Annotated in this window: 28 protein-coding genes, 3 tRNA genes and 1 other RNA gene; 16 read left to right on the forward strand and 16 right to left on the reverse strand. The window is 68.2% G+C overall.

Going from position 1 to position 26,223, the window contains the following annotated elements:
• The first annotated feature begins 63 nt into the window (after positions 1–63).
• Positions 64–252: a hypothetical protein gene (locus TSO5_RS14475; protein ID WP_109152229.1), complete on the forward strand. Its 189-nt coding sequence runs from the start codon at positions 64–66 to the stop codon at positions 250–252.
• An 81-nt stretch (positions 253–333) separates the two neighbouring features.
• Positions 334–1,128 (forward strand): methyltransferase domain-containing protein, encoded by a 795-nt coding sequence (locus TSO5_RS14480; protein ID WP_247870760.1) that lies wholly within the window; start codon positions 334–336, stop codon positions 1,126–1,128.
• 19 nt (positions 1,129–1,147) lie between these two features.
• Here TSO5_RS14480 and TSO5_RS14485 read toward each other — a convergent pair whose 3' ends face one another.
• Both TSO5_RS14485 and TSO5_RS14490 read right to left on the reverse strand, forming a co-directional pair.
• Positions 1,148–1,771, reverse strand: coding sequence for a ParA family protein (locus tag TSO5_RS14485; protein ID WP_109152230.1), 624 nt, complete (start codon positions 1,769–1,771; stop codon positions 1,148–1,150).
• Positions 1,772–1,782: 11 nt separating this feature from the next.
• Positions 1,783–3,387, reverse strand: coding sequence for a CYTH and CHAD domain-containing protein (locus tag TSO5_RS14490; RefSeq protein WP_109152231.1), 1,605 nt, complete (start codon positions 3,385–3,387; stop codon positions 1,783–1,785).
• Between the two features lie 304 nt (positions 3,388–3,691).
• Between TSO5_RS14490 and TSO5_RS14495 the strand changes: the two genes are divergently transcribed.
• Complete coding sequence (locus TSO5_RS14495; protein ID WP_109152232.1) at positions 3,692–4,885, forward strand: phosphoglycerate kinase; 1,194 nt, start codon at positions 3,692–3,694, stop codon at positions 4,883–4,885.
• A 63-nt stretch (positions 4,886–4,948) separates the two neighbouring features.
• Here TSO5_RS14495 and TSO5_RS14500 read toward each other — a convergent pair whose 3' ends face one another.
• Positions 4,949–6,127, reverse strand: coding sequence for an AAA family ATPase (locus TSO5_RS14500; protein ID WP_146203735.1), 1,179 nt, complete (start codon positions 6,125–6,127; stop codon positions 4,949–4,951).
• A gap of 150 nt (positions 6,128–6,277) precedes the next feature.
• Between TSO5_RS14500 and ffs the strand changes: the two genes are divergently transcribed.
• The 5 genes from ffs to TSO5_RS14525 all read left to right on the forward strand — a co-directional run bounded on the left by ffs (position 6,278) and on the right by TSO5_RS14525 (position 11,809).
• Positions 6,278–6,375: signal recognition particle sRNA small type (gene ffs, locus TSO5_RS14505), an RNA gene on the forward strand.
• Positions 6,376–6,479: 104 nt separating this feature from the next.
• Positions 6,480–8,369: a DNA polymerase III subunit gamma/tau gene (locus TSO5_RS14510; RefSeq protein WP_109152234.1), complete on the forward strand. Its 1,890-nt coding sequence runs from the start codon at positions 6,480–6,482 to the stop codon at positions 8,367–8,369.
• Between the two features lie 3 nt (positions 8,370–8,372).
• Complete coding sequence (locus TSO5_RS14515) at positions 8,373–8,696, forward strand: YbaB/EbfC family nucleoid-associated protein (RefSeq protein WP_085090301.1); 324 nt, start codon at positions 8,373–8,375, stop codon at positions 8,694–8,696.
• 59 nt (positions 8,697–8,755) lie between these two features.
• Positions 8,756–9,349: a recombination mediator RecR gene (gene recR, locus TSO5_RS14520; RefSeq protein ID WP_109152235.1), complete on the forward strand. Its 594-nt coding sequence runs from the start codon at positions 8,756–8,758 to the stop codon at positions 9,347–9,349.
• Between the two features lie 294 nt (positions 9,350–9,643).
• Entirely contained in the window at positions 9,644–11,809 is a 2,166-nt protein-coding gene (locus TSO5_RS14525; RefSeq protein WP_109152236.1) for an NAD(P)/FAD-dependent oxidoreductase, read from the forward strand.
• Positions 11,810–11,825: 16 nt separating this feature from the next.
• On the opposite strand, the gene gluQRS is transcribed toward TSO5_RS14525, so the two are convergent.
• Together gluQRS and TSO5_RS32935 are read right to left on the reverse strand one after the other, a co-directional pair.
• Positions 11,826–12,683 (reverse strand): tRNA glutamyl-Q(34) synthetase GluQRS, encoded by an 858-nt coding sequence (gene gluQRS, locus TSO5_RS14530; RefSeq protein ID WP_109152237.1) that lies wholly within the window; start codon positions 12,681–12,683, stop codon positions 11,826–11,828.
• 77 nt (positions 12,684–12,760) lie between these two features.
• Complete coding sequence (locus TSO5_RS32935; RefSeq protein WP_014248815.1) at positions 12,761–12,928, reverse strand: hypothetical protein; 168 nt, start codon at positions 12,926–12,928, stop codon at positions 12,761–12,763.
• Between the two features lie 418 nt (positions 12,929–13,346).
• On the opposite strand from TSO5_RS32935, the gene TSO5_RS14535 reads away from it, so the two are divergent.
• The gene (locus TSO5_RS14535) at positions 13,347–13,910 is read left to right on the forward strand and encodes an HNH endonuclease (RefSeq protein ID WP_042688610.1); all 564 of its coding nucleotides are present in this window, start codon (positions 13,347–13,349) and stop codon (positions 13,908–13,910) included.
• A 58-nt stretch (positions 13,911–13,968) separates the two neighbouring features.
• Here the strand turns inward: TSO5_RS14535 and TSO5_RS14540 are convergent, their stop codons facing one another.
• Both TSO5_RS14540 and TSO5_RS14545 read right to left on the reverse strand, forming a co-directional pair.
• Entirely contained in the window at positions 13,969–14,496 is a 528-nt protein-coding gene (locus TSO5_RS14540) for a demethoxyubiquinone hydroxylase family protein (RefSeq protein ID WP_109152238.1), read from the reverse strand.
• 65 nt (positions 14,497–14,561) lie between these two features.
• Positions 14,562–15,080 (reverse strand): disulfide bond formation protein B, encoded by a 519-nt coding sequence (locus tag TSO5_RS14545; RefSeq protein ID WP_109152255.1) that lies wholly within the window; start codon positions 15,078–15,080, stop codon positions 14,562–14,564.
• A 235-nt stretch (positions 15,081–15,315) separates the two neighbouring features.
• Here TSO5_RS14545 and TSO5_RS14550 point away from each other — a divergent pair.
• Positions 15,316–15,400 (forward strand) — tRNA-Leu (locus TSO5_RS14550).
• 51 nt (positions 15,401–15,451) lie between these two features.
• Here TSO5_RS14550 and TSO5_RS14555 read toward each other — a convergent pair.
• Positions 15,452–15,805, reverse strand: coding sequence for a carboxymuconolactone decarboxylase family protein (locus TSO5_RS14555; RefSeq protein WP_109152239.1), 354 nt, complete (start codon positions 15,803–15,805; stop codon positions 15,452–15,454).
• Positions 15,806–15,953: 148 nt separating this feature from the next.
• On the opposite strand from TSO5_RS14555, the gene TSO5_RS14560 reads away from it, so the two are divergent.
• The 3 genes from TSO5_RS14560 (at position 15,954) to TSO5_RS14570 (ending at position 16,828) form a co-directional block, all read left to right on the forward strand.
• Positions 15,954–16,337: a rhodanese-like domain-containing protein gene (locus TSO5_RS14560; protein WP_109152240.1), complete on the forward strand. Its 384-nt coding sequence runs from the start codon at positions 15,954–15,956 to the stop codon at positions 16,335–16,337.
• 90 nt (positions 16,338–16,427) lie between these two features.
• Positions 16,428–16,646 (forward strand): hypothetical protein, encoded by a 219-nt coding sequence (locus tag TSO5_RS14565; protein WP_109152241.1) that lies wholly within the window; start codon positions 16,428–16,430, stop codon positions 16,644–16,646.
• On the forward strand, positions 16,646–16,828 hold the full coding sequence (locus TSO5_RS14570) for a hypothetical protein (RefSeq protein WP_109152242.1): 183 nt from the start codon (positions 16,646–16,648) through the stop codon (positions 16,826–16,828). Before TSO5_RS14565 ends, TSO5_RS14570 begins: the two co-directional genes overlap by 1 nt.
• A gap of 109 nt (positions 16,829–16,937) precedes the next feature.
• Here the strand turns inward: TSO5_RS14570 and TSO5_RS14575 are convergent.
• Positions 16,938–17,022 (reverse strand) — tRNA-Leu (locus TSO5_RS14575).
• A 255-nt stretch (positions 17,023–17,277) separates the two neighbouring features.
• Between TSO5_RS14575 and TSO5_RS32940 the strand changes: the two genes are divergently transcribed.
• Positions 17,278–17,451 carry a hypothetical protein gene (locus tag TSO5_RS32940; protein WP_169055020.1) on the forward strand — a complete coding sequence of 58 codons (174 nt, stop codon included), beginning with the start codon at positions 17,278–17,280 and terminating at the stop codon, positions 17,449–17,451.
• Here TSO5_RS32940 and TSO5_RS14580 read toward each other — a convergent pair whose 3' ends face one another.
• Together TSO5_RS14580 and TSO5_RS14585 are read right to left on the reverse strand one after the other, a co-directional pair.
• Complete coding sequence (locus tag TSO5_RS14580; protein WP_109152243.1) at positions 17,452–17,697, reverse strand: hypothetical protein; 246 nt, start codon at positions 17,695–17,697, stop codon at positions 17,452–17,454.
• Positions 17,698–17,814: 117 nt separating this feature from the next.
• Positions 17,815–18,600, reverse strand: a complete 786-nt coding sequence (locus tag TSO5_RS14585) for a molybdopterin-binding protein (protein WP_109152244.1) — start codon at positions 18,598–18,600, stop codon at positions 17,815–17,817.
• 66 nt (positions 18,601–18,666) lie between these two features.
• On the opposite strand from TSO5_RS14585, the gene sfsA reads away from it, so the two are divergent.
• On the forward strand, positions 18,667–19,404 hold the full coding sequence (gene sfsA, locus TSO5_RS14590; protein WP_109152256.1) for a DNA/RNA nuclease SfsA: 738 nt from the start codon (positions 18,667–18,669) through the stop codon (positions 19,402–19,404).
• 56 nt (positions 19,405–19,460) lie between these two features.
• Positions 19,461–20,270, forward strand: a complete 810-nt coding sequence (gene map, locus TSO5_RS14595; RefSeq protein ID WP_109152245.1) for a type I methionyl aminopeptidase — start codon at positions 19,461–19,463, stop codon at positions 20,268–20,270.
• 173 nt (positions 20,271–20,443) lie between these two features.
• On the opposite strand, the gene TSO5_RS14600 is transcribed toward map, so the two are convergent.
• The 5 genes from TSO5_RS14600 to TSO5_RS14620 form a co-directional block, all read right to left on the reverse strand.
• A tRNA-Thr gene (locus tag TSO5_RS14600) sits at positions 20,444–20,518 on the reverse strand.
• 103 nt (positions 20,519–20,621) lie between these two features.
• The gene (gene recQ / locus TSO5_RS14605) at positions 20,622–22,550 is read right to left on the reverse strand and encodes a DNA helicase RecQ (RefSeq protein WP_109152246.1); all 1,929 of its coding nucleotides are present in this window, start codon (positions 22,548–22,550) and stop codon (positions 20,622–20,624) included.
• Between the two features lie 411 nt (positions 22,551–22,961).
• Positions 22,962–23,405 (reverse strand): (deoxy)nucleoside triphosphate pyrophosphohydrolase, encoded by a 444-nt coding sequence (locus TSO5_RS14610; RefSeq protein WP_109152247.1) that lies wholly within the window; start codon positions 23,403–23,405, stop codon positions 22,962–22,964.
• Between the two features lie 19 nt (positions 23,406–23,424).
• A complete protein-coding gene (gene argJ / locus TSO5_RS14615; protein WP_109152248.1) occupies positions 23,425–24,663 on the reverse strand; it encodes a bifunctional glutamate N-acetyltransferase/amino-acid acetyltransferase ArgJ in 1,239 nt (412 codons plus the stop codon).
• Positions 24,664–24,855: 192 nt separating this feature from the next.
• Complete coding sequence (locus tag TSO5_RS14620) at positions 24,856–25,860, reverse strand: peptidylprolyl isomerase (protein ID WP_109152249.1); 1,005 nt, start codon at positions 25,858–25,860, stop codon at positions 24,856–24,858.
• Positions 25,861–26,223: the final 363 nt, after the last annotated feature.

The following is a 26,223-nucleotide window of genomic DNA, read 5'->3' on the forward strand; positions in this document are numbered from 1 at the left end:
CGGCGGGGCGGGATGCGGGCGCACCCACCCTGACAACGCCTTGTTCTGAAAGGACCCCGGGACGTGAAAGCCTTCTCCTTCTGGATCAACCCCATCCTCGCCGGCATCATGGCCTTCGTCGGCCTGCTCGCCTCCTCGCGCGCGGCGGACGAAGCCTTCGCGGCCGGCGGTCTGATCGTTTTCCTCGGCTGCGTGCTCTTCATCTTCGCGTCGATCGGCCGCTATTTCGACCGCACGGGCTCCGCCCACTGACCGTCCGCACAAGCGACCGGTAACGCGATGGCCGGGTGAAATACCCGGGGGGGGCAGGCGCCCAACACAAGCGGGTGCCACATGGCTCTGAACATGGCATGGGACCCCAACGCCTTCGCGACGATTGACGTCCTGCGCCGTCGTCCCGTCATGGACCTGACGGCGGCGCTTCCCTTCTCCCTGGCGCCGAACACCATCGTCGATCTCGGCTGCGGCGCCGGTCAGCTGTCCCGGCTGCTGGCGGCGCGCTGGCCGCTGGCCGAGGTGCTGGCGGTCGACCACTCCCCGGCGATGCTGCGCTGGGCCGCCGACACACCGTCGCGCGTGCGCTACCAGCAGGCCGACCTGACCGTCTGGCGCCCGCACTGGCCCGCGGATCTCGTCATCTCCGCCAGCGGATTGCAGCATGTCGCCGGGCACGAGCGGCTGTTCCCCGACCTGCTGCAAGCGCTCGGCCCCGGCGGGGTCCTCGCCGTCGCCCTGCCCCGCCCGCAGGACCAGACCGCCCACCGCCTGCTGCTGGAAACCGCCGCCGACGGCCCCTGGTCCGACCGGCTGCACGGCGCCTGGCCCGCCGCCCAGCCAAGCGGCGGCCGCAGCTATGGCCCGCAGGATTACTATGACTGGCTGAGCCCCCAGGCCACCGCCATCGATCTGTGGGAGACCGAGTATTTCCACGCACTGGACGGCGACGTGCCGCTTCTGCAATGGCTGCATCAGTCGGCGCTGGTCCCGGTGATGGACCGCCTGACCGGCCCTGAACTCGACCGCTTCCTCGCCGCCTACCGCCGCCGGCTGGAGGTCGCCTATCCCGAGCATTCCAGCGGCAACGCGCTGATCCCGACCAAGTGGCTGTTCATGGTGGTGCGGGTGTAGGGGGGGAACCCGCCCCGCTTCAAACCCCGTCGATGTAGCTCAGCAGCGGCTGCCAGTCGCCGCGATGTTCGGCGGCGCGCTTGCCCGGCATGTCGAACAGGCTGAGGCCGCTTTCGGCCGCATCGGCATAGATCTGGCTGTCGCGCAGCCGGGTCACCACCTGATGGCCGACGCCGCCCAGGAAGCGGTCGAGCCGGTCGGCGGCCTTGGTGCGGGCGCGCATGCGGTTGCCGACCACCGCCACAATGGTCTTCTTCTTGGCGATCCGCTTCAACTCGTCCAGCTTGGTGAGGAAGCGCTGGGTCGCCTGCTCGTCGAAGGCGCCGGGCAGCACCGGCAGCACGACGACGTCGGCCATCTTCACCAGATCCTCGATCTGCTTGGTCTTCAGCGCGGCGGGCGCGTCGATGACCAGCCGCTTGGTCCCGCGCGGCGTGTCGGTGAAGTCCTTGGCCCAATCGAGCCCGACCAGCAGCGGCGCCTTCTCCGGCCGGCGCTCCAGCCAGCCGAGCGAGGAGCGCTGACGGTCGACGTCGGCCAGCACGGTGGGCAGGCCCGCCACGGCGGACGCGGCGGCGAGGTGGGTGGCGACGGTCGTCTTGCCGCAGCCGCCCTTGATGTTGGCGACGAGGATCGTGAGCATGGCCGTGGACTCTACACCGCGGCGTCCGGCTTCGACCAGAAATGCTTGGTGTCGATGAAATCATGCCACAGGGCGACCAGCGCCGCCTCGGTGTCGGCCACCCCGCGGGCGTGCCAGCCGATGACGATGCCGGCGGCGCGCGGCTCGCCGGGGGCTGACCGGCTGCCGTCGTCGTGCAGCTCGTGCAGAAGCCGCGTCGCCGTCGCCACGTCGTTCAGATGCCCCAGCGCATCCTGCAGGGCGGCAAGCTGCTGGATGTAGCGGCGCACCGGTTTGTCGTCATACAGGCTGCGGAAGAACTCCACCGCATAGCGCAGCTTCTTCAGGGCAATGCGCAGCTGGTGGCGCTGGGCCACCGGCAGATGGGCGAAGCCGTGGCCGGCCCGCTTGGCCTTCTTGTGGCGCTTGTTCAGCAGATGGTCGGCCAGCCCGATCACCGGCTGGAACAGCCGCACCGACTCCTCGCTGACCGGCTGGTCGCGCCAGCCGCGCTTCTCCACCCAGCTGCCGACGCCCAGCAGGAAGGCGGTGTAGCGCTCCGAGCGGATCGCCTCGCGCACGCCCTCATAGGCGCGCAGCCGCTTGGCCTCGGCCGCCGCCGCCAGCGTGTCGAGATCCTCGACCGCCGAGCGGCCATGCCCGTCGGCCTTGTGGAAGGCGTCGCGCACCGGGGCCAGCAGTTCCTCGCCGAACACGTCCCAGTCGCGCGCCGGCCCCAGGCTGCCGGCCAGCCACTTGATCTCGCCGACCAGCCAGAGATATTGCGCGGCCGGAATGAAGGGCCGGAACAGCGCGGTGGCCGAACGCAGCCGGCGCAGCGCGACGCGCATCTGGTGCACGCCCTCCGGGTCCTCACCGGCCAGCGTCACCGCCTCGTTCGCCACCATGTGGGCGAGGCAGGCGCGGACGATGCGGGCGACCGCCCCCTCCACCGTCGTCTCGGGGTCGAGCAGCAGCTTTTCCGCCTTCAGCGCCTTGTCGGCGCCGCCGTTGGCCAGCGCATGGCCGCGTTCCGCCTTGGTCCGCATCTCCAGCCGCAGCGGGGCGGACTTGGCCAGCTCCTGCGCCAGATCGTAGAGGGCGGCGGGCGTGCCGCTTTTCAGTTCGAGTTCGACCTCGCACAGGTCACGGGATTGCCCGTCGGGCAGTTCGATCCGGCCGCGGTCGAAGGCAACCTCGATCAGGGTCGAGTCGTCGCCGTCGCCCAGCGTCACATCCTGCGTGGTCCGTTCGACGATGGAGGTGAAGACCGGCCGCAGCTCCCTGTCGCTGAGCGACCCCAGCAGCTCGATGGCGGCGCCGTCGGCGATCAGCGTCAGGTCGGGTGCGGCGGAGGTCACCGCGCATTCCCACTCGCCGCGCCCCAGCCCGTCCTCGTCCGGTGCGGACTTGACCGTCTGGACGAAGCCGTCGCCGGTCTTGCGCACCCGCAGCGTCACCTTCCGCGCGGCGAGCCGGCGGTCCTCGGTGTCGTAATAGGTGCTTTCCAGGGTCCGTGTCGCCGCCGGGCCGGTGGCCCGGTCTGCGATGGCGGAAGCGGCGCGCAGCCTGTCGAAGTCTTCCGGCTTCGCCGCCAGCTTCAGTTCCGTCTCGCGGTTGATCTCGGCCTCAGCCATCGCCTGCGCTTCAACCCCCGTTTTGCGGCCCATTGGCCTACAGTTGGGTGTTTGCACAGCCTATGGACAGGGTCAAGTTACGGAAATGTTGCAGGATCCCGCGGCTGCGGCTTCCGCAGGCGGCGCATCCTCGATCGGAACAGAGCTTCAGACCAAGGCTTTAGCCAGGATGATGCAGGGTCATTATGCCCCATTTTCCCCCACCCCTGGGGCGTTGCAAAGCGTGCAGGGCTGTGGTTGGGTTCCCCCAAATCGAAACGGCCTGTCCCGATGGGGAAGGGCCATAATCTGGGGAAGTGTGACGATGACCGATTTCAACACGATCGACGACCTTGAGGTGAGCGGCAAGACGGTGCTGGTCCGCGCCGACCTGAACGTTCCGATGCAGGACGGCAAGGTGTCCGACACCACCCGCATCGACCGCCTCGCCCCCACCCTGAAGGAGCTGTCCTCCAAGGGCGCCAAGGTCGTGGTCCTGTCGCATTTCGGTCGCCCGAAGAACGGCCCGGACGCCAAGAACTCCCTGCGCAACGTGCTGGACGCGCTCAGCGCCGCCGTCGGCCAGAAGGTCGCCTTCGCCGAGGATTGCGTCGGCGAGAAGGCCAAGGAGGCCATCGCCAAGGTGCATGACGGCGCCATCGTGCTGCTGGAGAACACCCGCTTCCACGCCGAAGAGGAAAAGAACGATCCGGCCTTCGCCAAGCAGATGGCCGAACTGGGCGACCTCTACGTCAACGACGCCTTCTCCGCCGCCCACCGTGCCCATGCCTCGACCGAGGGTGTCGCCCGCCTGCTGCCCAGCGCCGCCGGCCGCCTGATGGAAGCGGAGCTGAAGGCCCTGACGCTCGCGCTGGAGAAGCCGGAGCGCCCCGTGGCCGCCGTCGTCGGCGGTGCGAAGATCTCGACCAAGCTGGAGCTGCTCGGCAACATGGTCCGCAAGGTGGACCTGCTGGTGCTGGGCGGCGGCATGGCCAACACCTTCCTGTTCGCCCAGGGCACCGACGTCGGCGCCTCGCTGTGCGAGAAGGACATGGCCGATCAGGCCCGCGCCATCATGGCGACCGCCAAGGAAGCCAACTGCGAGATCCTGCTGCCGAAGGACTTCGTCGTCGCCAAGGAGTTCAAGGCCGGCGCCGCCAACCGCGTCGTCGCCTTCGACGCCATCGGCGCTGACGAGATGGCGCTGGACATCGGCCCGGCCACCGTCGAGTTCCTGGGCGTGAAGCTGCAGGGCGCCAAGACCGTCGTCTGGAACGGCCCGCTCGGCGCCTTCGAGATCCAGCCCTTCGACGCCGGCACCAACGCTGTTGCCGGTCTGGTCGCCGCCCGCACCGAATCGGGCGGCCTGCTGTCGGTCGCCGGCGGCGGCGACACCGTGGCGGCGATGGCCCATGCCGGGGTCGAGGACAAGTTCACCTACGTGTCCGCCGCTGGCGGCGCCTTCCTGGAATGGTTGGAAGGCAAGGAGCTGCCGGGTGTGGCGGCGCTGAAGAAGTAAGCGGTTACACGGGATCGCGAACGAAAAAGGCTCCGGGTTTCGGCCCGGAGCCTTTTTGTTTTGTCACCCCTGTCCAGCCCCGTTGGACCGCAGCTTCCGCCACTCCGCCATCCCCTGGTCGTCCAGCGCATACTGCCCGCGCGCTGACCGCCACAGGATGTTCTTCTGCCGCAGCGCCTCGATGGCCGCCTGCACGGCTGGCGGCTCCACCGCTTCGCCGATCACGTCGGCATAGGCCTGCAGCGCCGGGGCGGAAAAGGGGGCGGATTGCGGCCCCTCCACCGCCAGCCGCTCGACCACCGCCTGCTGTAACGGCGACAGCCCCGACCACGCGCTCTCGTATTCGTCCCACACTCGCTGGCGAAGCTCGGTCGCGCCATCCGCCAGCGCCCGCTTCAGATCGCCGGCATCGCCGACCAGCAGCGCCGCATCCGATAGAATCCTCATCAGCTTTTCCGGCTGCCGTCCCACCGCGTCGAAAGCCGCGAAGACATCGTCCGCATCGAACCGGTTGCCCTCGGCCAGCCGGTTGTTGATCCAGGCCGTATAGGCATCGGTATAGGTGCGGTCGAGCAGCGGAAAACTGCGCACGCTCGTCCCGAAAAAGGGCTGGTCGCGGTTCAGCACCAGCCGGCTCAGCTTGTCGCGGTGAGATCCGGTCAGCACGATCATCAGGTTCGGCCCGTCGCGGGCATCGTCCCGGGTGTTCAGCCGGTCGCGCGCCGCCTTCAGCGCGAACATGGCGTTCAGCCCGGCCTCTGTCGTCAGGGCGTGCTGCGCTTCATCCACCAGCAGGGCGATGCGCTTGTGCGTGCGTTCCAGCAGGGCTTCCAGCGCGTCGGCCAGCGTGGTCCCCTGCGCCTGTCCGATCCGGTCGATATCGACCGAAACGCCGCCCATGCCGAATTTGCTGAGTCCGACTGCCCGTGCCGCCTTCACCGGCAGACTGTCGGCCCGGCGAAGCTCGGCCTTCAACGCTTCCGCGATCAGATGCGCCGGGTCGGCCGCCATGTCCGACCATAGATCGACATAGACCGCCAGAATCCCGCGGTTCTCCAGTTCCGGCCCCAGGTCATGGCGCAGGAAGGTGCTCTTCCCGGTGCGCCGCGGCGCCGCCAGACACAGCGTCGGCTCCGCCCCGATCGGCGCGTCCCCGGTCACGATGTCGGCCAGCGACGCCGCCAGCTTCGGCCGGTGGAACAGGAACTTCTGCGCAGCTGCGGAGGTGGGGGCGGACAGCACGGGCGGCCTCATTAGGACCAATTATATTCCGGACCATAATTTATAGTCTAAAAAATAATCGTCAATAGTCCGTTGCGGACTGCGTAACGACCCCCGCACACCAACCGTTTCCCCTTGCATCCGCCTGCACGAATGGTCATAAAAGCGGCGGGAGACTGGCGTCGGACGAGTCCCTCGCCAACCCGGTCAGGTCCGGAAGGAAGCAGCCGCAACGAGTTACGGCTCGGGTCGTTCGTCCAGTCTCCCACCCTATCCGAAAATTGCCAGCACGAAACAGACGGCGACAGCGCGGCGCCGGGACGCTATCCTGCGGCCCGAAATTCCCCTCCCGTCGTTTCGACAGGCCAGCCGCGTGACCGATACCACTGCCGTTTCTGCCGCCGAAATCACCGCCGCTCCCGCCTCCCCCGCCACCGGGCAGGCTTACCGGGTGCTCGCGCGCAAATACCGGCCAAAGACCTTCGACGAGCTGATCGGGCAGGACGCGCTGGTCCGCACCCTGACCAACGCCATCCAGTCCGGCCGCATCGCCCAGGCCTTCATGCTGACCGGCGTGCGCGGCGTCGGCAAGACCACCACCGCCCGCATCATCGCCCGCGCGCTGAACTGCACCGGCCCGGATGGCACCGGCGGGCCGACGGTCAGCCCCTGCGGCGTCTGCGACAATTGCCGCGCGATCGCCGAGGACCGCCACGTCGACGTGATGGAGATGGACGCCGCCAGCCACACCGGCGTCGACGACATCCGCGAGATCATCGACGGCGTGCGCTACTCGCCCGTCTCGGCCCGCTACAAGCTCTACATCATCGACGAGGTCCACATGCTGTCGAAGAGCGCGTTCAACGCGCTCCTGAAGACGCTTGAGGAACCGCCGAGCCATGTGAAGTTCGTCTTCGCCACCACCGAGATCCGCAAGGTCCCGGTCACGGTGCTGTCGCGCTGCCAGCGCTTCGACCTGCGCCGCGTCGACGCCCAGGTGTTGAAGGAGCATTTCACCCGCATCACCGCCCTTGAGGGCGCCGACATCGAGGGCGACGCCGCCGCCCTGATCGCGCGGGCTGCCGACGGTTCGGTGCGCGACGGCCTGTCGCTGCTCGATCAGGCCATCGCGCTGGCCGCCGGCACCGTCACCGCGCAGCAGGTGCGCGACATGCTGGGTCTGGCCGACCGCACCCGCGTCATCGACCTGTTCGAGGCCGCCGTCTCCGCCCGTCCGGCCGAGGCGATGGACATCCTGGCCGACCTGCACCGCGTTGGCGCCGATCCGGTGGTGATCCTGCAGGACCTGCTCGACCTCGTCCACAATCTGACCCGCCTGAAGGTGGTGCCTGACAGCGCCAACGACCCGTCCCTGCCGGAGGCGGAGCGCACACGCGGATCCGCCCTGTCGACCAAGCTCGGCATGCCGGCGCTGACCCGCGCGTGGCAGCTTCTGTTGAAGGGGCTGAACGAGGTGCAGGCCGCCCCGGTGCCGCAGCAGGCGCTGGAGATGGTGATCGTCCGCCTGTCCTACGCCGCCGACCTGCCGACTCCGGGCGAGTTGATCCGCCAGTTCCAGGCCCAACAGGCCAATGGCGGCAGTGGCGGCGTGCCGATGGGCCGCGGCCCCGGCGGTGGAGGCGGACCGGTCGCGGTCGCCAGCCAGTCCACCCACGCGGTTGCCCGTTCCATGGGTTCGGCCCAGCCGCAGAGCGCTCCCGTGGCGCAGGCGGCCCCCGCCCCGGCCCCCGCCCCAGCCCCCATTGCGGCCGGCGAAGAGCTGTCGCCGATGCCGCACGACTTCCGTGCGCTGGTGCAGCTGTTCTCCGACCGGCGCGAGGGCGCGCTCTACGGCTATATGATGGAGACGGTTCAACTGGTCCGCATGGAGCCGGGCCGGCTGGAGCTGAAGCTCCGTCCCGCCGCTCCGCCGACGCTGCCGGCCAAGGTCGGGCAATTCCTGACCGAATGGACCGGCCATCGCTGGATCGTCGCCCTGTCCGAAGGCCCGGCCCAGCCGACGCTGGCGGAGCAGGACAAGGCCGAGAAGCGCCGCGCCTGGTCGGAGGCCGAAACAAACCCGGTGGTGCGTGCCGTGCTCGACGCCTTCAGCGGCGCAAAGATCATCGACGTCCGCGACCTCGCCGAAGTTGCCGCGGCGGAGAGCGCGGCGGTTGCGGATGACGGCGAGACACCCGATTTCATGGTTCAGCAGCAGGACGATGGGGTCTATTACCCCCTCGACGACGAAGGAGAGTACTGACCGATGAAGAATATCGGCAACATGATGAAGCAGGCCCAGCAGATGCAGGCCAAGATGCAGGAAATGCAGGCGAGCCTGGAGCAGGTCGAAGTGACCGGCCAGAGCGCCGCCGGCATGGTCGTCGTGACCGTCAACGGCAAGAGCGAGATGAAGAAGGTCAAGCTCGACAAGTCCGTCGTCGATCCCGAGGACGTCGAGGTGCTGGAGGACCTGATCGTCGCCGCCTTCAACGACGCCAAGAAGAAGGTCGAACAGCACGTCGCCGAGGAAACCTCGAAGATGATGGGCGGACTGAAGCTCCCGCCCGGCATGAAGCTGCCGTTCTGATCCTACGGTATCTGTGAAAGTCCCCTCTCCCCGGAGGGGAGAGGCGGATTTGCACATCGATGATCGGACCTGAAATCGAACGCCTGATCCAGTTGCTGTCCAAGCTGCCGGGACTCGGTCCCCGGTCGGCACGGCGGGCGGCACTGCATCTGATGAAGCGGCGGGACAGCCTGCTGGTTCCCCTGTCGGAAGCGATGGCGGCGGCCGGCGAATCGATCCGCGCCTGCTCCATCTGCGGCAACCTGGACAGCCGCGATCCCTGCACCGTCTGCTCCGACCCCACCCGCGACCGTTCGGTCATCTGCGTGGTGGAGGATGCCGGCGACCTGTGGGCATTGGAACGCACCCGGGCCTTCCGCGGCACCTACCATGTGCTGGGCGGTCTGCTGTCGGCCCTGCAGGGTGTCGGCCCTGACGACCTGAACATTGCCGGCCTCGCCGAACGCGCCAAGGACCCGGCGGTGCACGAGATCATCCTGGCACTCAACGCCACCGTCGACGGCCAGACCACCGCCCATGTGGTGACCGACCGCCTGACCGACTCCGACGTCTCGGTCTCCCGCCTCGCCCACGGCGTTCCGGTCGGTGGCGAGTTGGACTATCTCGACGACGGCACGCTGACGGCGGCATTGAAGGCACGGCGGCCGTTGTAGCTCCGGCCACGCGGCCCCCTCCCTAACCCTCCCCCACCTTCGGTGGGAGAGGGGACTGCCGCAATCTTACCCTCACTGCCGAAGGCGGGGGAGGGAGGGACCTGCGGCGAAGCCGTGGGAGGGAGGGGGCACACGTACACACCACGTACGCCCCCCCGCACTTCACGCATCGCGAACCGCCGTACGCCGCAGTTTACGAAGCCACGCCCACCTCCCACGCACCCGCGCTGGCACGTACACCTGCCTGCCGACGATGGTCCTTCGCAACACAACACCCGCGAAGGCACCCTCCCGATGCGCAAGCCCGCCAAACTCCCCATCGTCATCCGCATCCTGCTGGGCTTCTCCCCCTGGCTGCTGTTCGGCGCCGTCCTGCCGCTTGCCGGGCTGTTGCCAGCCTCGCTCGCGGCACTGGCGGCCAGCCTCGCCCTCTGCGTTCTCGACAAGCTGCGCGGCTCCTACAAGGCGCCGGAGCTGGTCGCCGCCGCCTTCTTCGCCGCCTTGCCGCTCTGCGCACCGTTGGGCTTGGACTGGCCGGTGCACAATCTCGGCTTCGCGATCCATCTCGCGCTGTCGGCCATGGCCTTCGGCAGCATCGCCATCGGCAGCCCCTTCACCCTGCAATATGCCCGCGACGACTGGCCGCGCGAGTATTGGCACCTGCCGCAGTTCGTCGCCGTCAACCGGCTGATGACGACGGTCTGGGGCGTGCTGTTCCTGGTCGGCGGCCTCGGCTTCGCCGCTCTGCCCGGCTGGGAGGCTCCGGTCTCCATCGGTGCCAGCGCACTGGGCATGGTCGCCAGCCGGCTGCTGCCGAACTGGCTCGTCACCATGGGGATGCGCCGCAGGCTGGCCGAGTCCGACCCGCACCCCTGGCCGGCCCCGGCGATCCTGAACCGCAAGCGCTCCGCTCCAAACGAGCGCGACGTGGTGGTGGTCGGGTCCGGCATCGGCGGGCTGACGGCGGCGGCGCTGCTGGCGCGGGCCGGCGCGAGGGTCACGGTTCTGGAGGCGCATGACCGCCCCGGCGGCTTCTGCACCAGTTGGACGGTCAAGGCGCGCAACCGCGGCGAACCGGGTGCCGAGCCGTTCCGCTACGTCTTCGATGCCGGTGTCCACGACATCAGCGGCGCCCAGCCCGGCGGCCCGGTCGATCATCTGCTGCGCACGCTCGGCGTCCAGAACCGGGTGGACTGGCAACCGGTGAACCGGGGCGTGGTGATGAACGGCAGGTTGCTCCAACTGGCCAGTGATTCCGACGGACTGGCAACCCAGATCGCCGCCGACCACCCGCCCAGCGCCGCCGGCGCCGCCGCCTTCCTGACGGAAATGCGGGCAATCTATGACGAGATGTTCCGCGGCTGCGCCGAGCGCGGCCTGCCCAACATCCCCGACTCGGTGGCGACGATGCGCCGCTACGCCATCGACTGCCCTCATGCCTTCCGCTGGATGGGCCGCCCCTTCCAGGAGATGCTGGACCATTACATCCCCGACCGCGCTGGCCAGCGTCTGCTGACCGTGCTGACCGGCTATCTCAGCGACCGGGCGGACCTGCTGACCGCCGGCCAGATGGCGCCGATCTTCGGGTACTGGTTCTCCGGCGGCCGCTATCCCGCCGGTGGGTCGCAGGCGCTGGCCGATGCGCTGGCCCAATCGATCCGCGCCGACGGCGGCGAAGTCCGCCTGCGCACCCCCGTCAGCCGCATTCTGATCGAGAACGGCCGCGCCGCCGGTGTCGAGACCGCCGACGGCCGCGTCATCCGCGCCCCCGCCGTGATCTCCAACGCGGACGTACGGCGGACCATGCTGGAACTGGTGGGGGCGGAGCATCTCCCGGCCGCCTACGCCGCCCGTTGCGCGGCGCTGCGTCCTTCGACCTCGGCCTTCATGGTCACGCTGGGGCTGGACATCGTCCCCGACCTGCCGGCGATGACCTTCCTGCCGTCCGATGAGGCCGGTTTCGGCATGGCCATCGCCGTCCCCTCCCTCCACGACCGCAGCCTCGCCCCCGCCGGCCATGCCGCGGTGACCCTGCTGCGGCTGGCCCCGGCCGATGCCGGCTGGAACCGCGCCGATCCCGCCTACAAGGCGCGCAAGCGGGCGGAGGGCGATGCGATGGTCGCTGCCGCCGCCCGCCTGATCCCCGATCTTGAACGCCACATCACCACCCGGCAGGAGGCCAGCGCCGCCACCTTCGCCCGCTATGCCCACACCAGCGCCGGTAGCATCTACGGCATCGCCCCCTACCAGCAACGGCTGACCCGCCGCAGCCCGATCCCCGGCCTGTGCCTGACCGGCGCCGGCGTCTTCCCCGGTCCCGGCGTCGAGGCCTGCGTCATCTCCGGACGGCTGGCGGCCGAAGCCCTGCTGGGCAAGGAAAGCCTGACGTCGGAGGCCCTGCACCACACCACCCGGCAGGCCGTCCGCTCCCCCGCCCTGCCGGTGGCCCAGATGGGCTGAGCACTGGCTTTCAAATCTAATCCGCAAACCCGGCCAGCGCCCGCACCTCGGCCGGGCTGCGGCCCTCGTCGCGGAGCGAGCGCAGGGACTGGGCGCGGTCGCGCTTGGCCAGCCGCTCGCCCGCCGCGTTCCGCAGCAGGCCGTGATGGTGATAGTCCGGCGGATCGTAGCCCAGAAGCGCCTGCAGCAGCCGGTGCAGGTGGGTGGCGAAGAACAGGTCCTCGCCGCGGGTGACCAGCGTCACCCCCTGCAGATGGTCGTCGACGGTGACGCTGAGGTGATAGCTGGTCGGCGTGTCCTTGCGCGCCAGCACCACGTCGCCCAGCAGTTCCGGCGTCGCCTCCTGCCAGCCCCGCGCCCGGTCGTGCCAGCGCAGCGGCCCGGCCAGCCGGCGGGCAGCCTCCACGTCGAGTCGCAGCGCCCAACTGTCACCACGGCCGATTCGCTCCGCCCGCTCGTCGGCGGAGCGATGCCGGCAGGTGCCGGGATAAAGCGGCCCATCCGGTCCATGAGGCGCCGCACCGGCCCGCGCGATCTCGGCGGCGATGTCCTTGCGGGTGCAGAAACAGGGATAGAGCACGCCCCGCGACTCGAGCCGGGCCAGCGCCGCGCGGAAATCGTCGAAATGGTCGGACTGGCGCCGGACCGGGCCGTCCCAGTCGAGACCGAGCCACGCCAGATCCTCGATCAGGTCGCGCTCGTACTCGGGGCGGCAGCGGTTGGGATCGATGTCCTCGATCCGCAACAGGAAGCGTGCGGCGGCACTGCGGGGGGCGCTGCGGGCGGTGGTCCAGCCGAACAGCGCGGAATGGGCATGGCCCAGATGCAGATGCCCGGTGGGGCTGGGGGCGAAGCGGGTGACGAGATCGCTCATCCCCGCTTTATAGCGGATCGCGCGCCGGACCGGGCGCGGGATGTGATGGATCGCTCGGACTTAGATGTAAGGCCAGATCAAATATAAGGATTGTCGCGGATCGGCTCGACCGGGATCTCTTCGCCTTCCAGATACAGCGCCAGACGGCGGCGCAGCTCGCGATCGAACGCGTCGATGCGGATCTGGCGCTCACGCTCCTCGCGTTCACGGCGCTTCTGGGCGAGGTCGATGATGACGGCGGTCATGGCGGACTTTCCTCGGGGTCGCTTCCGGCCGGTTCGGACCGGCGGGATCGGCTTGGATCAACGAGACCCACCATGGCGCCGTCATGGTTAACGAGGGGTAAGCGCACAAGGGAGGCGGCCGGACTTTCTGCCGATGTCATTGTCGATGTCACAGCCCCCGCGCGAAGGTCCGGATGGCGCTCCGCCGCCTTTCCGGGCATGTCCACAGCGCAAAAAAGGTTACACATCGGTGAAGAAATTCGGCCGCACCGGGTCAAGATGTTGAGTCCGGCCCCCTGATCCACTATGTATCTGGTTGTCCCGGATCGCCATCCGGCCGCCGGGGCGGAGCAGAGACGACCCCGCGCACAAGCCGCACCAGTGTCGCGTGCCGGGATCCAGACACGTCAGACAACGGTTTCAGATAAGGGAGTGGCCATTGGCTCCACCACCCGATCACTGTCCGGCTCTGGTGCTGAACGCGGATTTCCGCCCGCTCAGTTACTTCCCCTTGTCGCTATGGTCCTGGCAGGAAGCGGTCAAGGCGGTCTTTCTCGAACGGGTCAACATCGTATCGCACTATGACCGGGTCGTCCGATCCCCAAGTTTCGAAGTCCGGTTGCCCAGCGTCATCTCGCTGAAAGAGTTCATTCCGGCCACGCGCCGCCCGGCCTTCACCCGCTTCAACGTCTTCCTGCGCGACCGCTTCACCTGCCAGTATTGCGGCCGCCCCTTCCCCACCCACGATCTGACCTTCGACCATGTGATCCCGCGGTCGCGCGGCGGTCGGACGACGTGGGAAAACGTCATCACATCCTGTTCGGCCTGCAATCTGGCGAAGGGCGACCGCCTTCCCCACGTCTGCGGCATGATCCCCCTCAGTCCGCCCTTCCAGCCCAGTGCGTATGAGCTGCAAGAGAACGGACGCGCCTTCCCGCCAAACTTCCTCCATGAAAGTTGGCGGGATTTTCTTTACTGGGACTCGGAACTGGACCCGATGTAGCACGGTGCGGATGGGGGGGACGCTGTCGCCCCCTGCACCCGCCCGTTACGCCCGCCGGTTATACTCGCTCGGCCACCCAGATCACCGCCCGGGTGCCGGCCTTGATCGCCGCCGACAGGATCGGATAGCCCGCCGCGCGCTCCGCCTCGTTCTGCAGCCCGATGTCGCGGTGCTCGACCTCTTCCGCCTGGAACTTGCGGATGCTGTCGGTCAGCTCCTGCTCCTCGGGGCCGAGATGCTTCAGTTGCGCCTCGTAATGCTCCTCGATCACCTCTTCCACCGCGACGGTGCAGGCCATCGCCGCGCGTTCGCCCAGGATCGCGGTGCCGGCGCCCAGCAGGAAGCCGGTGACGTGCCACAGGGGCTGCAGCAGGGTCGGCCGCACCCGGCGCCGGTTCAGCTGCTTTTCGAAATATTCCAGATGGACCAGCTCCTGCTCCGCCATGTGGCGCAGGGTCTTGCCGTGGCGCCCCTTGCCCATGACGGCGATCTGGCCCTCATAGATGCGCTTGGCGCCGTACTCGCCGGCATGGTCGACCCGGACGATGCGGGCCAGCCGCTCGCGCCGCGGCAAATCGCCGGGCATCGAACCGGGCAACGAACCGCGACTTGTATCGGGGCGGGAAACAGCGGAGGCAGACGTCGTTTCACTCACAATGCGGTCCTCGACACCGGGGTGCGGGTGTAGGCGATGCGCGCCGCGACGAAGGCGTAGGCCGCCAGCGCCAGCGAGATCACCACGTTGTAGCCCGCCATTGAGATCCCGAACAGCGACCACGCCACTTCGTCACAGCGGGTGACCGGGGCGGCCAACACCTGGGCGCGCAACGCCTCCAGCGAATTGGCAGGCGCCGACCCGCCGCAGGACGAGGTGCCGGCCCACCAATGCTGCTCCACCCCGACATGATAGGCGGCGATGCCGGCGCCGGCCAGCAGGGCCAGCCCGCTCACCACCAGCAGCGCGTCGCCCAGCCCCTTCCAGCGGCGGAACAGCCAGGTCACCAGCCCCAGCACCATCACCGCCACATAGGGCCAGCGCTGCAGGATGCACAGCACGCAGGGTTGGTAATCCAGCACGAACTGGAAGAACAGGGCCGACAGCAGCACCCCGGCGCTGGCCAGCGCCAGCAACAGGGCGGCCACGCGGGGATCGTCGAAGACACGGGACATGAGGGGCTTGGTCGTCATGGCCGACAAGGTAGCGCGTACTGGGCCGTTCGGCCAGCCGTCCGCGATGCCCGCGCCGCCCCTGCGACGGCATGGCAGGGGCCACGGCCGGTGCGGGGAATAAGCGGCACCGCGGCGGCGTCCCCGACGCCTGGCGATGTCCGGACGGAGATGCCCGGACGCCCCCGTTCTTTTGCACTTTCCGTTTCCGGACTGTTGCGTTAGAAGAGGCGTCGCTGCGGGCGTGGTGAAATTGGTAGACGCGCCGGACTCAAAATCCGGTTCCGCAAGGAGTGTCGGTTCGAGTCCGACCGCCCGCACCACCCGATCCCCTCACTTGGGATCGCGCTTTCCGGCCGGACCAAGTCTTCCGATCAGCCGGCCACCTTTTCGGCGAACTGGTCGAACGCCTCGACCGCCTGGGCGGCATACATCACCGACGGCCCGGCGCCCATATAGACCGCCATCCCCATCGTCTCCATCACCTCGTCGCGGCTCGCCCCCTGCTTCATCGCCGCTTCGGCATGGAACGCGACACAGCCGTCGCAGCGGATCGCCACCGCGATGGCGAGCGCGATCAGTTCCTTGGTCTTGGTGTCGAGCGCATTTGCCTTCAGCGCCGCCTGGGCCATTCCGGAAAAGGCCTTCATGACGTCGGGCGCACCGCCGCGCAGTTCACGAATGGCGCCGGACAGCTCGCCGGTCATCTGCGGCCAGTTCTTATGCATGGTCGTCTCCTGTTCCCGAAAGGCGCCCGCCGAACCATCTGTGCCCGGACGGCACCGCCATTCATTGACAATAAATTAGAATATACTAATCTATAGGTCAAGGGCCGTCCGCGGCCGCCCCCTCTCCCCTTTGCAAGGACCACGAACCATGTCGCTGTGCTCGCTTTTCCGCCGCCTGATTCCCGCCGCTCCCTCGGATGGACAGGGTGGCGCCGGCCGCATCCAGCAGATCGACGCGGCGACCGCGATCCAATGGCAGTCCAAGGGCGAGGCGGTGATCGTCGACGTCCGCGAACCGCACGAGCACGCCGCTGGCCACATTCCGGGCGCGATCCTGAACCCGCTGTCGCGGTTCGACCCGTCGCGCGTGCCCACCGACTCGGGCAAGCATCTGGTCTTCCACTGCCAGGGCGGCATGCGCTGCGGCCCGGCGGCGGAGCGCATGATGGCCGCCGGCTACACCGGCACCATCAACCGCCTGCGCGGCGGCTTCGCCGCCTGGGCCAATGCCGGCGGAAAGGTGGAACGCTGATCGGGCGGCGGGCTCGTCGAAGCTTCTGGCCTGCGCGTAGCCGGGGACGTATGAATCCTTACGCCGCAGGCAAGAAGCAGAGACCGCCGCATGAAGCCCGCCTCCCCCTCGACTGCCCCTTCCTCGATCATTGTCGATGAAGTCGCTCCGCAGAGCTTCACCCTGACGGTGATGTTCAACGGCCAGCGCTTCGACTGCGGCACCTACATCAACCGTGCAGCCGCGATGCAGGCCGGCCGCCTGTTCCTCCAGCGCAAGGAGGGCGAGGCGGCCAACGGCCGGACCAAGCGGAAGCCGGGCAAGACGTGATGCCCGACATGCCGCCGAACGACGATCGCCCCCGCATGGCCGCCAATCTCGGCGCCGCCATCGCCATCATGATCGTCCTCGTGCTGGGCTATTGGCTGATGAACGCCTTGATGCGGCAGTCGAAGACCGAAGACTGCCTGCTGGCCCACCGTCGGACCTGCGGCCCGGTCGAAGGGCATTGAGCGACCGCCGGTGCGGAAGCCGCATGGGTGGGGCCTGGGTGGGTTCCCGACCACTCCACGCCCGTCGGGATGCTCCCACATCGGTCAGGAAGGCCATCGCTCGGCAAGATGGTGCGGGCGGCGGGACTCGAACCCGCATACCAAGAGGTGAGGGATTTTAAGTCCCTTGCGTCTACCGGTTTCGCCACGCCCGCGCCCCGGACTCTGCCATCGCAATCCAGCCCATGCGACCGGATCCGTACGGCAAAGCTCACGTCCACGGAGCGGTCCCGCGCCGCGCGCGCAGATTGCATACCTCGATATGCAACGCACCGTTCCGTGGTCATGACTTAGACAATCGCGGGGCTGCGGGTCAAGAGGCCTTCGCAAAACCACAGGCATTCCCATATCGAAGGAAGCGCAACTGGGAGACAGGCCCGGGACCGGGCCGGCATAGGGAGGGAGGCGGCGTGAGCGAGACGCAATGGATGTCGCTGGTGGCGCTGCTGATGGTCGCGGTCCTGGTGGTGCCGGCCGCCCTTCGCCGGAACCGCGGAGTCGTGCTGCGCAATGCCGCGCTGTGGCTGGCGCTGATCGTCGCCCTGGTCTGGGTCTATAACCGATTCGGACCGTTCGGCCTCTGATTAAGGACGGGTGTCCTCGTTCATCGTCATGATGCCGATTCCCATCGACACGCTGCCGAAGGTCAGCATCAGACCGGCATAGAGCATCACCGTGGCGGTGATGCCATAGTCGCTGTTGCCGATCAACGTCGCCAGCTTAGCGACGTCGAACCACAAGAGACCGGTCGCCAGCACCACGGCGCCGACGATGCCGGCGAACAGATGGCGGAGAAGAAACAGCAGCGCTGCTTTCTCGAAGCTCTTCATGGCGGGGCTCCCGCGGCAAACCTGATTTGGATGACAGCTTGTTAATATAGGACCTAAACGGTCCTCGACAATCGATCCGCCGACATAACCGTCATTTGGACCGGAGTCATAGCCCGATTACCCTTTCGTACCAACCGTGACGGTGGGCGTACCGCCCAGGCGGCGGACGATCTCCGCCAACTCGTCGGTCGCGGCCGCCAATTCCTGCTCGTCGGTGCCGCGCAGGACCAGGCTGACGCCGAAGAAGCCGGCGCGGAAGTAAGGATAGCTGCCGATCTCCAGGGCCGGATGGCGGTCCTGCAGAGCGGACAACTCGGCGGCGATCACCCCCTCCGCCAGCTCGCAGGCCACCGTGCGGGCATGCAGCGCCGGCCCGCCGGCCAGCCGCGGCAAAATGCCGTCCAGCATCGCCCGCATGATGTTGGGCACGCCGGCCATGACGAAGACGTTGCCGATCTGGAAGCCCGGCGCCTGGCTGATCGGGTTGTCGATCAGGATGCCGCCGGCCGGGACGTTGGCCATGCGCAGCCGGGCCTCGTTCAGCTGGCCGGCGGCGTAATGGCGCTCCAGCCGGGCGACCGCCTCCGGGTTGCGTTCCAGCGCCACGCCGAAGGCCTTGGCGACGCAGGCAGCGGTGATGTCGTCGTGGGTCGGGCCGATGCCGCCGGTGGTGAAGACATAGGTGTAGCGGGCGCGCAGCGCGTTGACCGCGGCGACGACCTCCTCCTCCACATCCGGCACCACGCGGGCCTCGCGCAGCCGCACGCCGATCTCCGTCAGCTTCTCCGCAATGTGGCCGAGATTGGCGTCCTTGGTCCGGCCCGACAGGATCTCGTTGCCGATCACCAGGACGGCGGCAGTGGGATTTGCGGCAACCGGGTTTTCTGCGGTCTCGGACGTCATGGCGGCGGGGGTCTCCGTGGAACGCTCTTGTCGAGCGGGAAGGCCAAGGGTAGCGTCGCCGCCAAGATGCGCTTTCCCACCCCCCTTCTTCAAGGCCGCCTGATCCGCCGCTACAAGCGGTTTCTCGCCGATGTCCTGTTGGACGGGGTGGAGGTGACGGCGCATGTCCCCAATTCCGGCAGCATGATCGGGCTGGACCTTCCCGGCTCCGCCGTCTGGCTGTCGCGCTCCGACAACCCGAACCGCAAGCTGGCCTACACGCTGGAACTGGTGGAGGCCGCCGCCCTCTGGGGCGAGGGGCTGGTCGGCGTCAACACCGGCCACCCGAACGCGCTGGTCGCCGCCGCCATCGCGGCCGGCACCATCCCGGAGCTGGCCGGCTACGACCGGCTGCGGCGCGAGGTGAAGTACGGCCGCAACAGCCGCATCGACGTGCTGCTGGAGGACGACCCGGCCAAGTCCGCTCCCCGGCCTCCCGCCTATGTCGAGGTCAAGAACGTCCACCTCCGCCGCCCCGACGGCCCCCATGGTGACGCCGCCGAGTTCCCGGATTGCGTCACCGCCCGCGGCGCCAAGCATCTGGAGGAGATGGCGGCGATGGTGGCCCAGGGCTGCCGCGCGGTCATGCTCTACCTTGTCCAGCGCGGCGATTGTACCCATTTCCGCACGGCGGCCGATCTCGATCCGACGTATCATGATGGTCTGCGCCGCGCATTGGATTCGGGGGTGGAGGCGCTGTGTTGGTCTTGCGCGATCACGCCCGAATCGATTGAATTGGACCGGCCGCTGCCGATCCGGCTTTAGGGCTGCGGCGGGCTTCGGCATCCGGCTTTTGGTTACTTGGCATAGGGGCTTTCGTCTTGGAACAGGATCACGTCGAATCCAACCGCGTCCGCCTTCATGGTCCGGAGGGATTCGAAGGCATGCGCAAGGCCGGCCGTCTGGCCGCGCTGGCACTGGACTACATCGTCCCCTATGTGCAGCCGGGCGTCACCACGGGCGAGCTTGACCGCCTACTGGAGCAGTTCATCCGCGACCATGGCGGCATCCCCGCTCCGCTGGGCTATCGCGGCTTCCCGCGCGCCAACTGCATCTCGGTCAACCACGTCGTCTGCCACGGCATCCCCGGCGACAAGCGGCTGGTCGACGGCGACATCCTGAACATCGACGTCACGCCCATCGTCGACGGCTGGTACGGCGACAGCAGCCGCATGTATCTGTGCGGCGACGTCGGCGTGAAGGCGCGCAAGCTGGTGGACGTCACCTATGATGCGCTGATGATCGGCATCGCCGCGGTGAAGCCGGGCGCCACGCTGGGCGACATCGGCCACGCCATCCAGACCTTCGCCGAGTCCCACCGCTTCTCGGTGGTGCGCGATTTCTGCGGCCACGGCGTCGGCCGCGTCTTCCACGAGCCGCCGTCGGTCCTGCATTACGGCAAGCCGGGCGAGGGCCTGGTGTTGAAGGAAGGCATGATCTTCACCATCGAGCCGATGATCAACACCGGCCGCCCCGACGTGAAGATCCTCGGCGACGGCTGGACCGCCGTGACCAAGGACAAGTCGCTGTCCGCCCAGTTCGAGCATTCCATCGGCGTGACCGCCGACGGCGCGGAGATCTTCACCCTGTCGCCGGCGGGCTACACCAAGCCGCCTTACGCGGTGGAGTGAGGCTGAGGGTTATTGTGGGGTGAGTGGCGGGCGCCGTGTCGGGGGATGCGGTGCCCGAGTTGTTTTTGGCTACTGCCAAGCACTCGATTGACCAGTGCCGCAACGGGCAAAACCGCAACAACCCGTAAACGATCAAGGGCCCGGCAATTGCTTGCCGAGCCCTTGAAAAAAACTGGTGCCGCAACAGGGATTTGAACCCCGGACCTACTGATTACGAATCAGTTGCTCTACCCCTGAGCTACTGCGGCGTCGTTGTGGCGCGGAACATAGCGAGGTGCTTCGCGGGATGCAAGCGGTGAATTTCGGAAAAATCGACCGCCCCTCCTCAAGCCTGCCATGCACCCGAACGCCTCACCCGTGCTGCCGGATCACCTCCAGGAAGGCATCGGCGTAGCGTTCCAGCTTGCGGCCGCCCACCCCCGGCAGATGGGCGAAGGCAGCGTGGTCACGGGGGCGCTGGGCCACCATCTCCAACAGCGTGCTGTCGTGGAAGATCACGTAAGGCGGCACGCTCTGCGCCTTCGCCAGCGCCGTCCGGCAGTCCTTCAGCGCATGCCACAGCGCGTCGTCGGCAGCCGACAGCGCACCGCGGGCGCCGGAGCGCGACACGCCCTCCCCGCTCGATCCGCCGCCGATGGACCCGCCCCGCGCGGTGTGGCGGCGCAGGGCGTCGTGGACGCCGCGGCGGCGTTCCAGCACCGGGTCCTTGCGCAGCTTCACCACCCGCTGACCCTTGATGACGGCAACCCCGGCATCGGTCAGGCGGAAGCCGCCATAGCCCTCCAGATCAACCGTCAGCAGCCCGGTCGCCACCAGTTGGCGGTAGACCGACTGCCATTCGACCTTGGTCAAATCCTTGCCGACGGCGAAGGTCTTCAACTGGTCATGCTGCTGCTGCACCACCTTCTCGGTGGCGTTGCCGACCAGCACGTCGATCAGGTGACCGGCGCCATAGCGTTGCCCGGTGCGGTAGACCGCCGACAGCGCCTTCTGCGCGGCGATGGTGCCGTCCCAGGTCTCGACCGGGTCCAGGCAGGTGTCGCAGTTGCCGCAGGGTTCCGGCAGCGTCTCGTTGAAATAGTTCAGCAGCACCTGACGGCGGCAGTCCGATGTCTCGCAGAAGCCCAGCAGAGCCTCCAGCTTGCCGCGCTCCACCCGGCGGTGGCTGTCGCCGGCCTCCGACTGTTCCAACATCTGGCGCAGCATCACCACGTCGGCCATGCCGTAGGCCATCCAGGCGTTGGCGGGCAGGCCGTCGCGGCCGGCGCGGCCGGTCTCCTGATAATAGGCTTCCAGGCTCTTGGGCGGGTCGAGGTGGCAGACGAAGCGGACGTTCGGCTTGTCGATGCCCATGCCGAAGGCGACGGTGGCGACCATCACCAGACCCTCGCTCTTGATGAAGCGGTCCTGGTTGGCCTCGCGTATCTCGGCGGGCAGCCCGGCATGGTAGGGCAGAGCCTCGCGGCCCTGTTGGTTCAGCCAGGCCGCGACATCCTCCACCTTGTTGCGCGACATGCAATAGATGATGCCGGCGTCTTCCGGATGGTTCTCGCGCAGGAAGGCCAGCATCTGCTGGCGCTCGCTCTTCTTCGGCACCACGCGGTAGGCAATGTTGGGCCGGTCGAAGCTGGACAGGAAGACGCGGGCGTCGGTCAGCCCCAGCTTGTCCTTGATCTCGGCGCGGGTCTGCACGTCGGCGGTGGCGGTCAGCGCGATGCGCGGCACCATCGGGTGGCGTTCGTGCAGGATCGACAGCTGCAGATATTCGGGGCGGAAGTCATGCCCCCACTGCGACACGCAATGCGCCTCGTCCAGCGCGAACAGCGCCAGCCGGGTGCGGTCGAGCAGGTCGAGGAAGCGCGGCGTCACCAGCCGTTCCGGCGCGACATAGACGAGGTCGATCTCGCCCTGCACCATCGCCCGCTCCACCTCCCGCGCCTCCGCCGGGCCGAGGGAGGAGTTGAGGAAGGCCGCGCGCACGCCAAGCTCCCGCAGAGCCGTCACCTGATCGCGCATCAGGGCGATCAGCGGCGAGACCACCACCGTCACCCCGTCGCGCACCAGCGCCGGGATCTGGTAGCACAGCGACTTGCCGCCGCCGGTCGGCATCAGCACCAGCGCGTCGCCACCGCGCACCACATGGTCGATGATGTCGGCCTGCTGGCCGCGGAAGGAGTCGTAGCCGAACACCGTCCGCAGCGCGTCGAGCGCCGTGGCCGGCCGTTGACCGAGGGCATCGTCCGACGCACCCGGGTTGCTGTAGGAAAACAACGAATCCACGCCGATGCGGTTCAGGAAAGTGGTGCCGGAAATCCGGCTTGTCGTCTCAACGCCCCATCATGTGGCACAGATCGCCCCCGGGGCAAAGCCGCAAAGGGACACGCCCGGGAACAAAGGTCGGACCTGCCCCGGCACCACCACACATTGGTGTGAAACAGTAGCGTCAGCTCATCGTCCGCGTGTAAACTGAAAACGGCGGATGGATTGGCCATCCGCCGTTTCAGAAGGAGGAAGGTGGCATGAGCAAAATGCCCTTCTTCCTGGTGCTCCAGTGGCGGCGATGGCGGATCGAAATCCGCCTGATCCGTCGCTAAACACCGGGAGAGTGCCGGTGGGTGTAGCAGCACCCGCCGGCCACCTCCGAAAAATATACAGCCGCACGCCCCGATTTTCAACGCGCGGTATTGGCCGCTACAGCAAATCCCGCAGCATCGCCACCAGTGGCACGTCGGCCGGCGGCATCGGGTAATCGCCCATTCGGTTCGGGTAGACCCAGGCGAGTCTCTGCCCCTCCTGCGGCATCACGTCACCCTCCCACACCCGGCAGACATAGAGCGGCATCAGCAGATGGAAGCTCTCGTAGCTGTGGGAGGCGAAGGTGAAGGGCGCGAGGCAGCTTGCCGCCGTGTCGATGCCCAACTCCTCCTTCAGCTCGCGCACCAGCGCGGCCTCCGGCGTTTCCCCGGCATCGACCTTGCCGCCGGGGAATTCCCACAGCCCCGCCAGCGACTTGCCGGGCGGGCGCTGGGCCAGCAGCACGCGCCCGTCGGCATCGACGAGCGCCACTGCGACCACCATCAGCACCGGCAGCGAGCCGCGGGCGGGGGTGGAACTGGGATCGAAACAGGCGGTCATCACTCAACTCCGCTGGCGATCAGCTCCGATAGCTGCCGTTGATGTCGATGTAGCCGTGCGTCAGGTCGCAGGTCCACACCTTCGCCGTTCCCTTGCCGAGGCCCAAGTCGATGTCGATGTCGATCTCCTTGCCCTTCATGTGGGCGGCGACCGGCGTCTCGTCGTAACCCGGGACCTCCATCCCGTCGGCGCAGATCAGGGTGCCGCCGACGGTGATCTTGATCAGGTCGCGGTCGGCGCGTTCGCCGGCGCGGCCGATGGCGGCGACGATGCGGCCCCAGTTGGCGTCCTCGCCGGCCACCGCGGTCTTGACCAGCGGCGAGTTCGCCACCGTCATGCCGATCCGCTTGGCGGCGGCGTCGCTGTCGGCGCCGCGCACGGTGATGGCGATGAACTTGGTTGCCCCCTCGCCGTCACGCACCACCTGCAGCGCCAGATCGAGCAGCAGATCCTCCAGCGCGGCGCGGAACTCCGCCAGCTCGGCGGCATCGGCGCTCGTCACCGGGGCGTTGCCTGCCTTGCCGGTGGCGAACAGCAGCAGCGTGTCGCTGGTCGAGGTGTCGCCGTCGACCGTGACGGCGTTGAAGGTGCGCTCGGTGAATTCCGACAGCATATCCTGCAGCGCGGTGGCGGCGATGGCGGCGTCGGTGAAGACGAAGCCCAGCATCGTCGCCATGTCCGGCGCGATCATTCCGGAGCCCTTGGCGAAGCCGGCGATGGTCACCGTCGTCCCGCCGATTTTGGCGGTGCGCACCGAACCCTTCGGGAAGGTGTCGGTGGTCATGATGGCGCGGGCGGCCTTCTCCCACGCGGCCGAATCGGCGGCAAGGGTCGGGGCCATCGGCGCCAGGCACTTGCCGATGGCGTCGGCGGCCAGCGGGATGCCGATCACGCCGGTCGAGGCGATATAGACCTCGTCGGGCGCGCAGCCGGCCAGATCGGCGGCGGCGGTGACGGTCGCCTGCACGGTGGCGTCGCCCGCCTTGCCGGTGAAGGCGTTGGCGTTGCCGGCATTCACCACCACGGCGCGGGCCGAGCCCTTGGGCAGGCTGTCGCGGCACCAGATCACCGGCGCCGAGCAGGTCAGCGACCGGGTCAGCACGCCCGCCACGCTGGTGCCGGGATCCAGCACGGCCAGCAGCAGATCGTCGCGGCCCTTGTATCGGATGCCGCTGTTCGCCGTGGCGATGCGCACGCCCGCGATGGGCGGCAGCGTCGGGAAGCTGGCGGGAGCCAAGGGGGAGAGGGTCGTGGCCATGGAGGGAATTCCCGTGGTGGGGAGTGGTGGTGGCGTGGTGGGGAGTTGTCGGAGCGCGGACTCTTGCCCCCACCCCGACCCTCCCCCGCTTCGCAGGGGAGGGAGTTGAGCGCTTGCTCGGCAGAGTGGCGGCAGTCCCCTCCCCTGCGAAGCGGGGGAGGGTTAGGGTGGGGGCAATACGCCCCCGTCCCCTTACTTCTTCGCCGGCTCCGCCGGAGTGGCGGGAGCGGCCGGGGTCGCCGGAGCGGCGGCCGGCTCTTCCTTCGGCATCGGCGAGCCGTCGATCTGGAAGGTCTCGACCTTCGCCTTGCCGCGCAGCTCTTCGACCAGAGCGGTGACGATGTCCTTCGACAGCGACTGCTCCAGCTGCGGCTTCACTTCCTCAAGCGTCGGCTGCGGCTGGGTGCGCTTGTCCTCGACCTTGATGATGTGCCAGCCGAACTGGGTCTTGACCGGCTCCTTGCTGACCTCGCCCGGCTTCATGGCGAAGGCGGCCTTGGCGAAGGGTTCGACCATCGCGTCCTTGGTGAAGTAGCCGAGGTCGCCGCCCTGGGCCGCGGCGGCGGCGTCCTTGGACTTCTCCTTGGCCAGCTTGGCGAAATCGGCGCCCTTCTTGAGCTGGGCGATGATGGCCTTGGCCTCGTCTTCCTTCTCGACCAGGATGTGGGCGGCCTTGACCTCCTCCTGCGCCGGGTTCTCCTTCAGGTAATCCTGATAGGCCTTGTTCAGCGCCTCGGGCGTGACGCGGGCCTTGATTTCCTTCTGGATGTAGGCGCGCTGCACCGCGCGCTCCTCGGCGCGCTTGATCTCATCCTTCACCTCGGCCGAATCGGCCAGGCCGGCCTTGTAGCCGGCCGAGGAGACCAGCTTGCCGCTGATCAGTTGGTCGATCACCGCCGGATAGATCATCTCGATCGGCATCTGCTGCACCTGGGGCGGCAGCTGCGAGACCATGCGGGTGACGTCCGACTTGTGCAGCTCCTCGCCATTGACGCGGGCGACCACCGGATCGGCAGGGGCGGCCGGAGTGGTCGCGGCCGGGGTGGACGCAGCCGGAGCGGCGGCCGGCGCCGAAGCGGCCGGAGCGGGAGTGGCAGGCGCCGGCGTCTGCGGGGCAGGCGTCTGGGCGTGGGCGGCCAGCGCGATGCCGCAGGCGGCAACCGACAGGAGCGCGGTGCGGAACACTCGTTGAACCATGGCGTGTCTGTTTCCTTCCGGCGGATGCTTCGCAACAAATGGGCGGCCGATGGGCCGGCGCCCGTTTCGCATGGTCTGCGGCATCGGAGCCATCCGCCGCTCCGCGCCCGATTCCGCAGGGGATTAAGCATGGCTACGCCGCGCGGGGCAAGGGTCCCCGTCGCCCCATGGCCCGGCAATCGCCCTATAGCTGTGTGCCCCGCCAGGGGATACCAGCCCCGGCCGGCGCCAGCCAACCGCCGCGGCGCTTTCTGGACGCGAATTCATGAATCGGTCATGCCCGCACAGGGCGGCGGACGTCATGGATGATCCACGTACCCGCCCCCATCCGCTTACCCGCCCGCTTCCCCGCCCCGCTCCTCC

The sequence above is a fragment of the Azospirillum sp. TSO5 genome (assembly GCF_003116065.1).
In the GTDB taxonomy this organism is placed as follows: Bacteria; Pseudomonadota; Alphaproteobacteria; order Azospirillales; family Azospirillaceae; genus Azospirillum.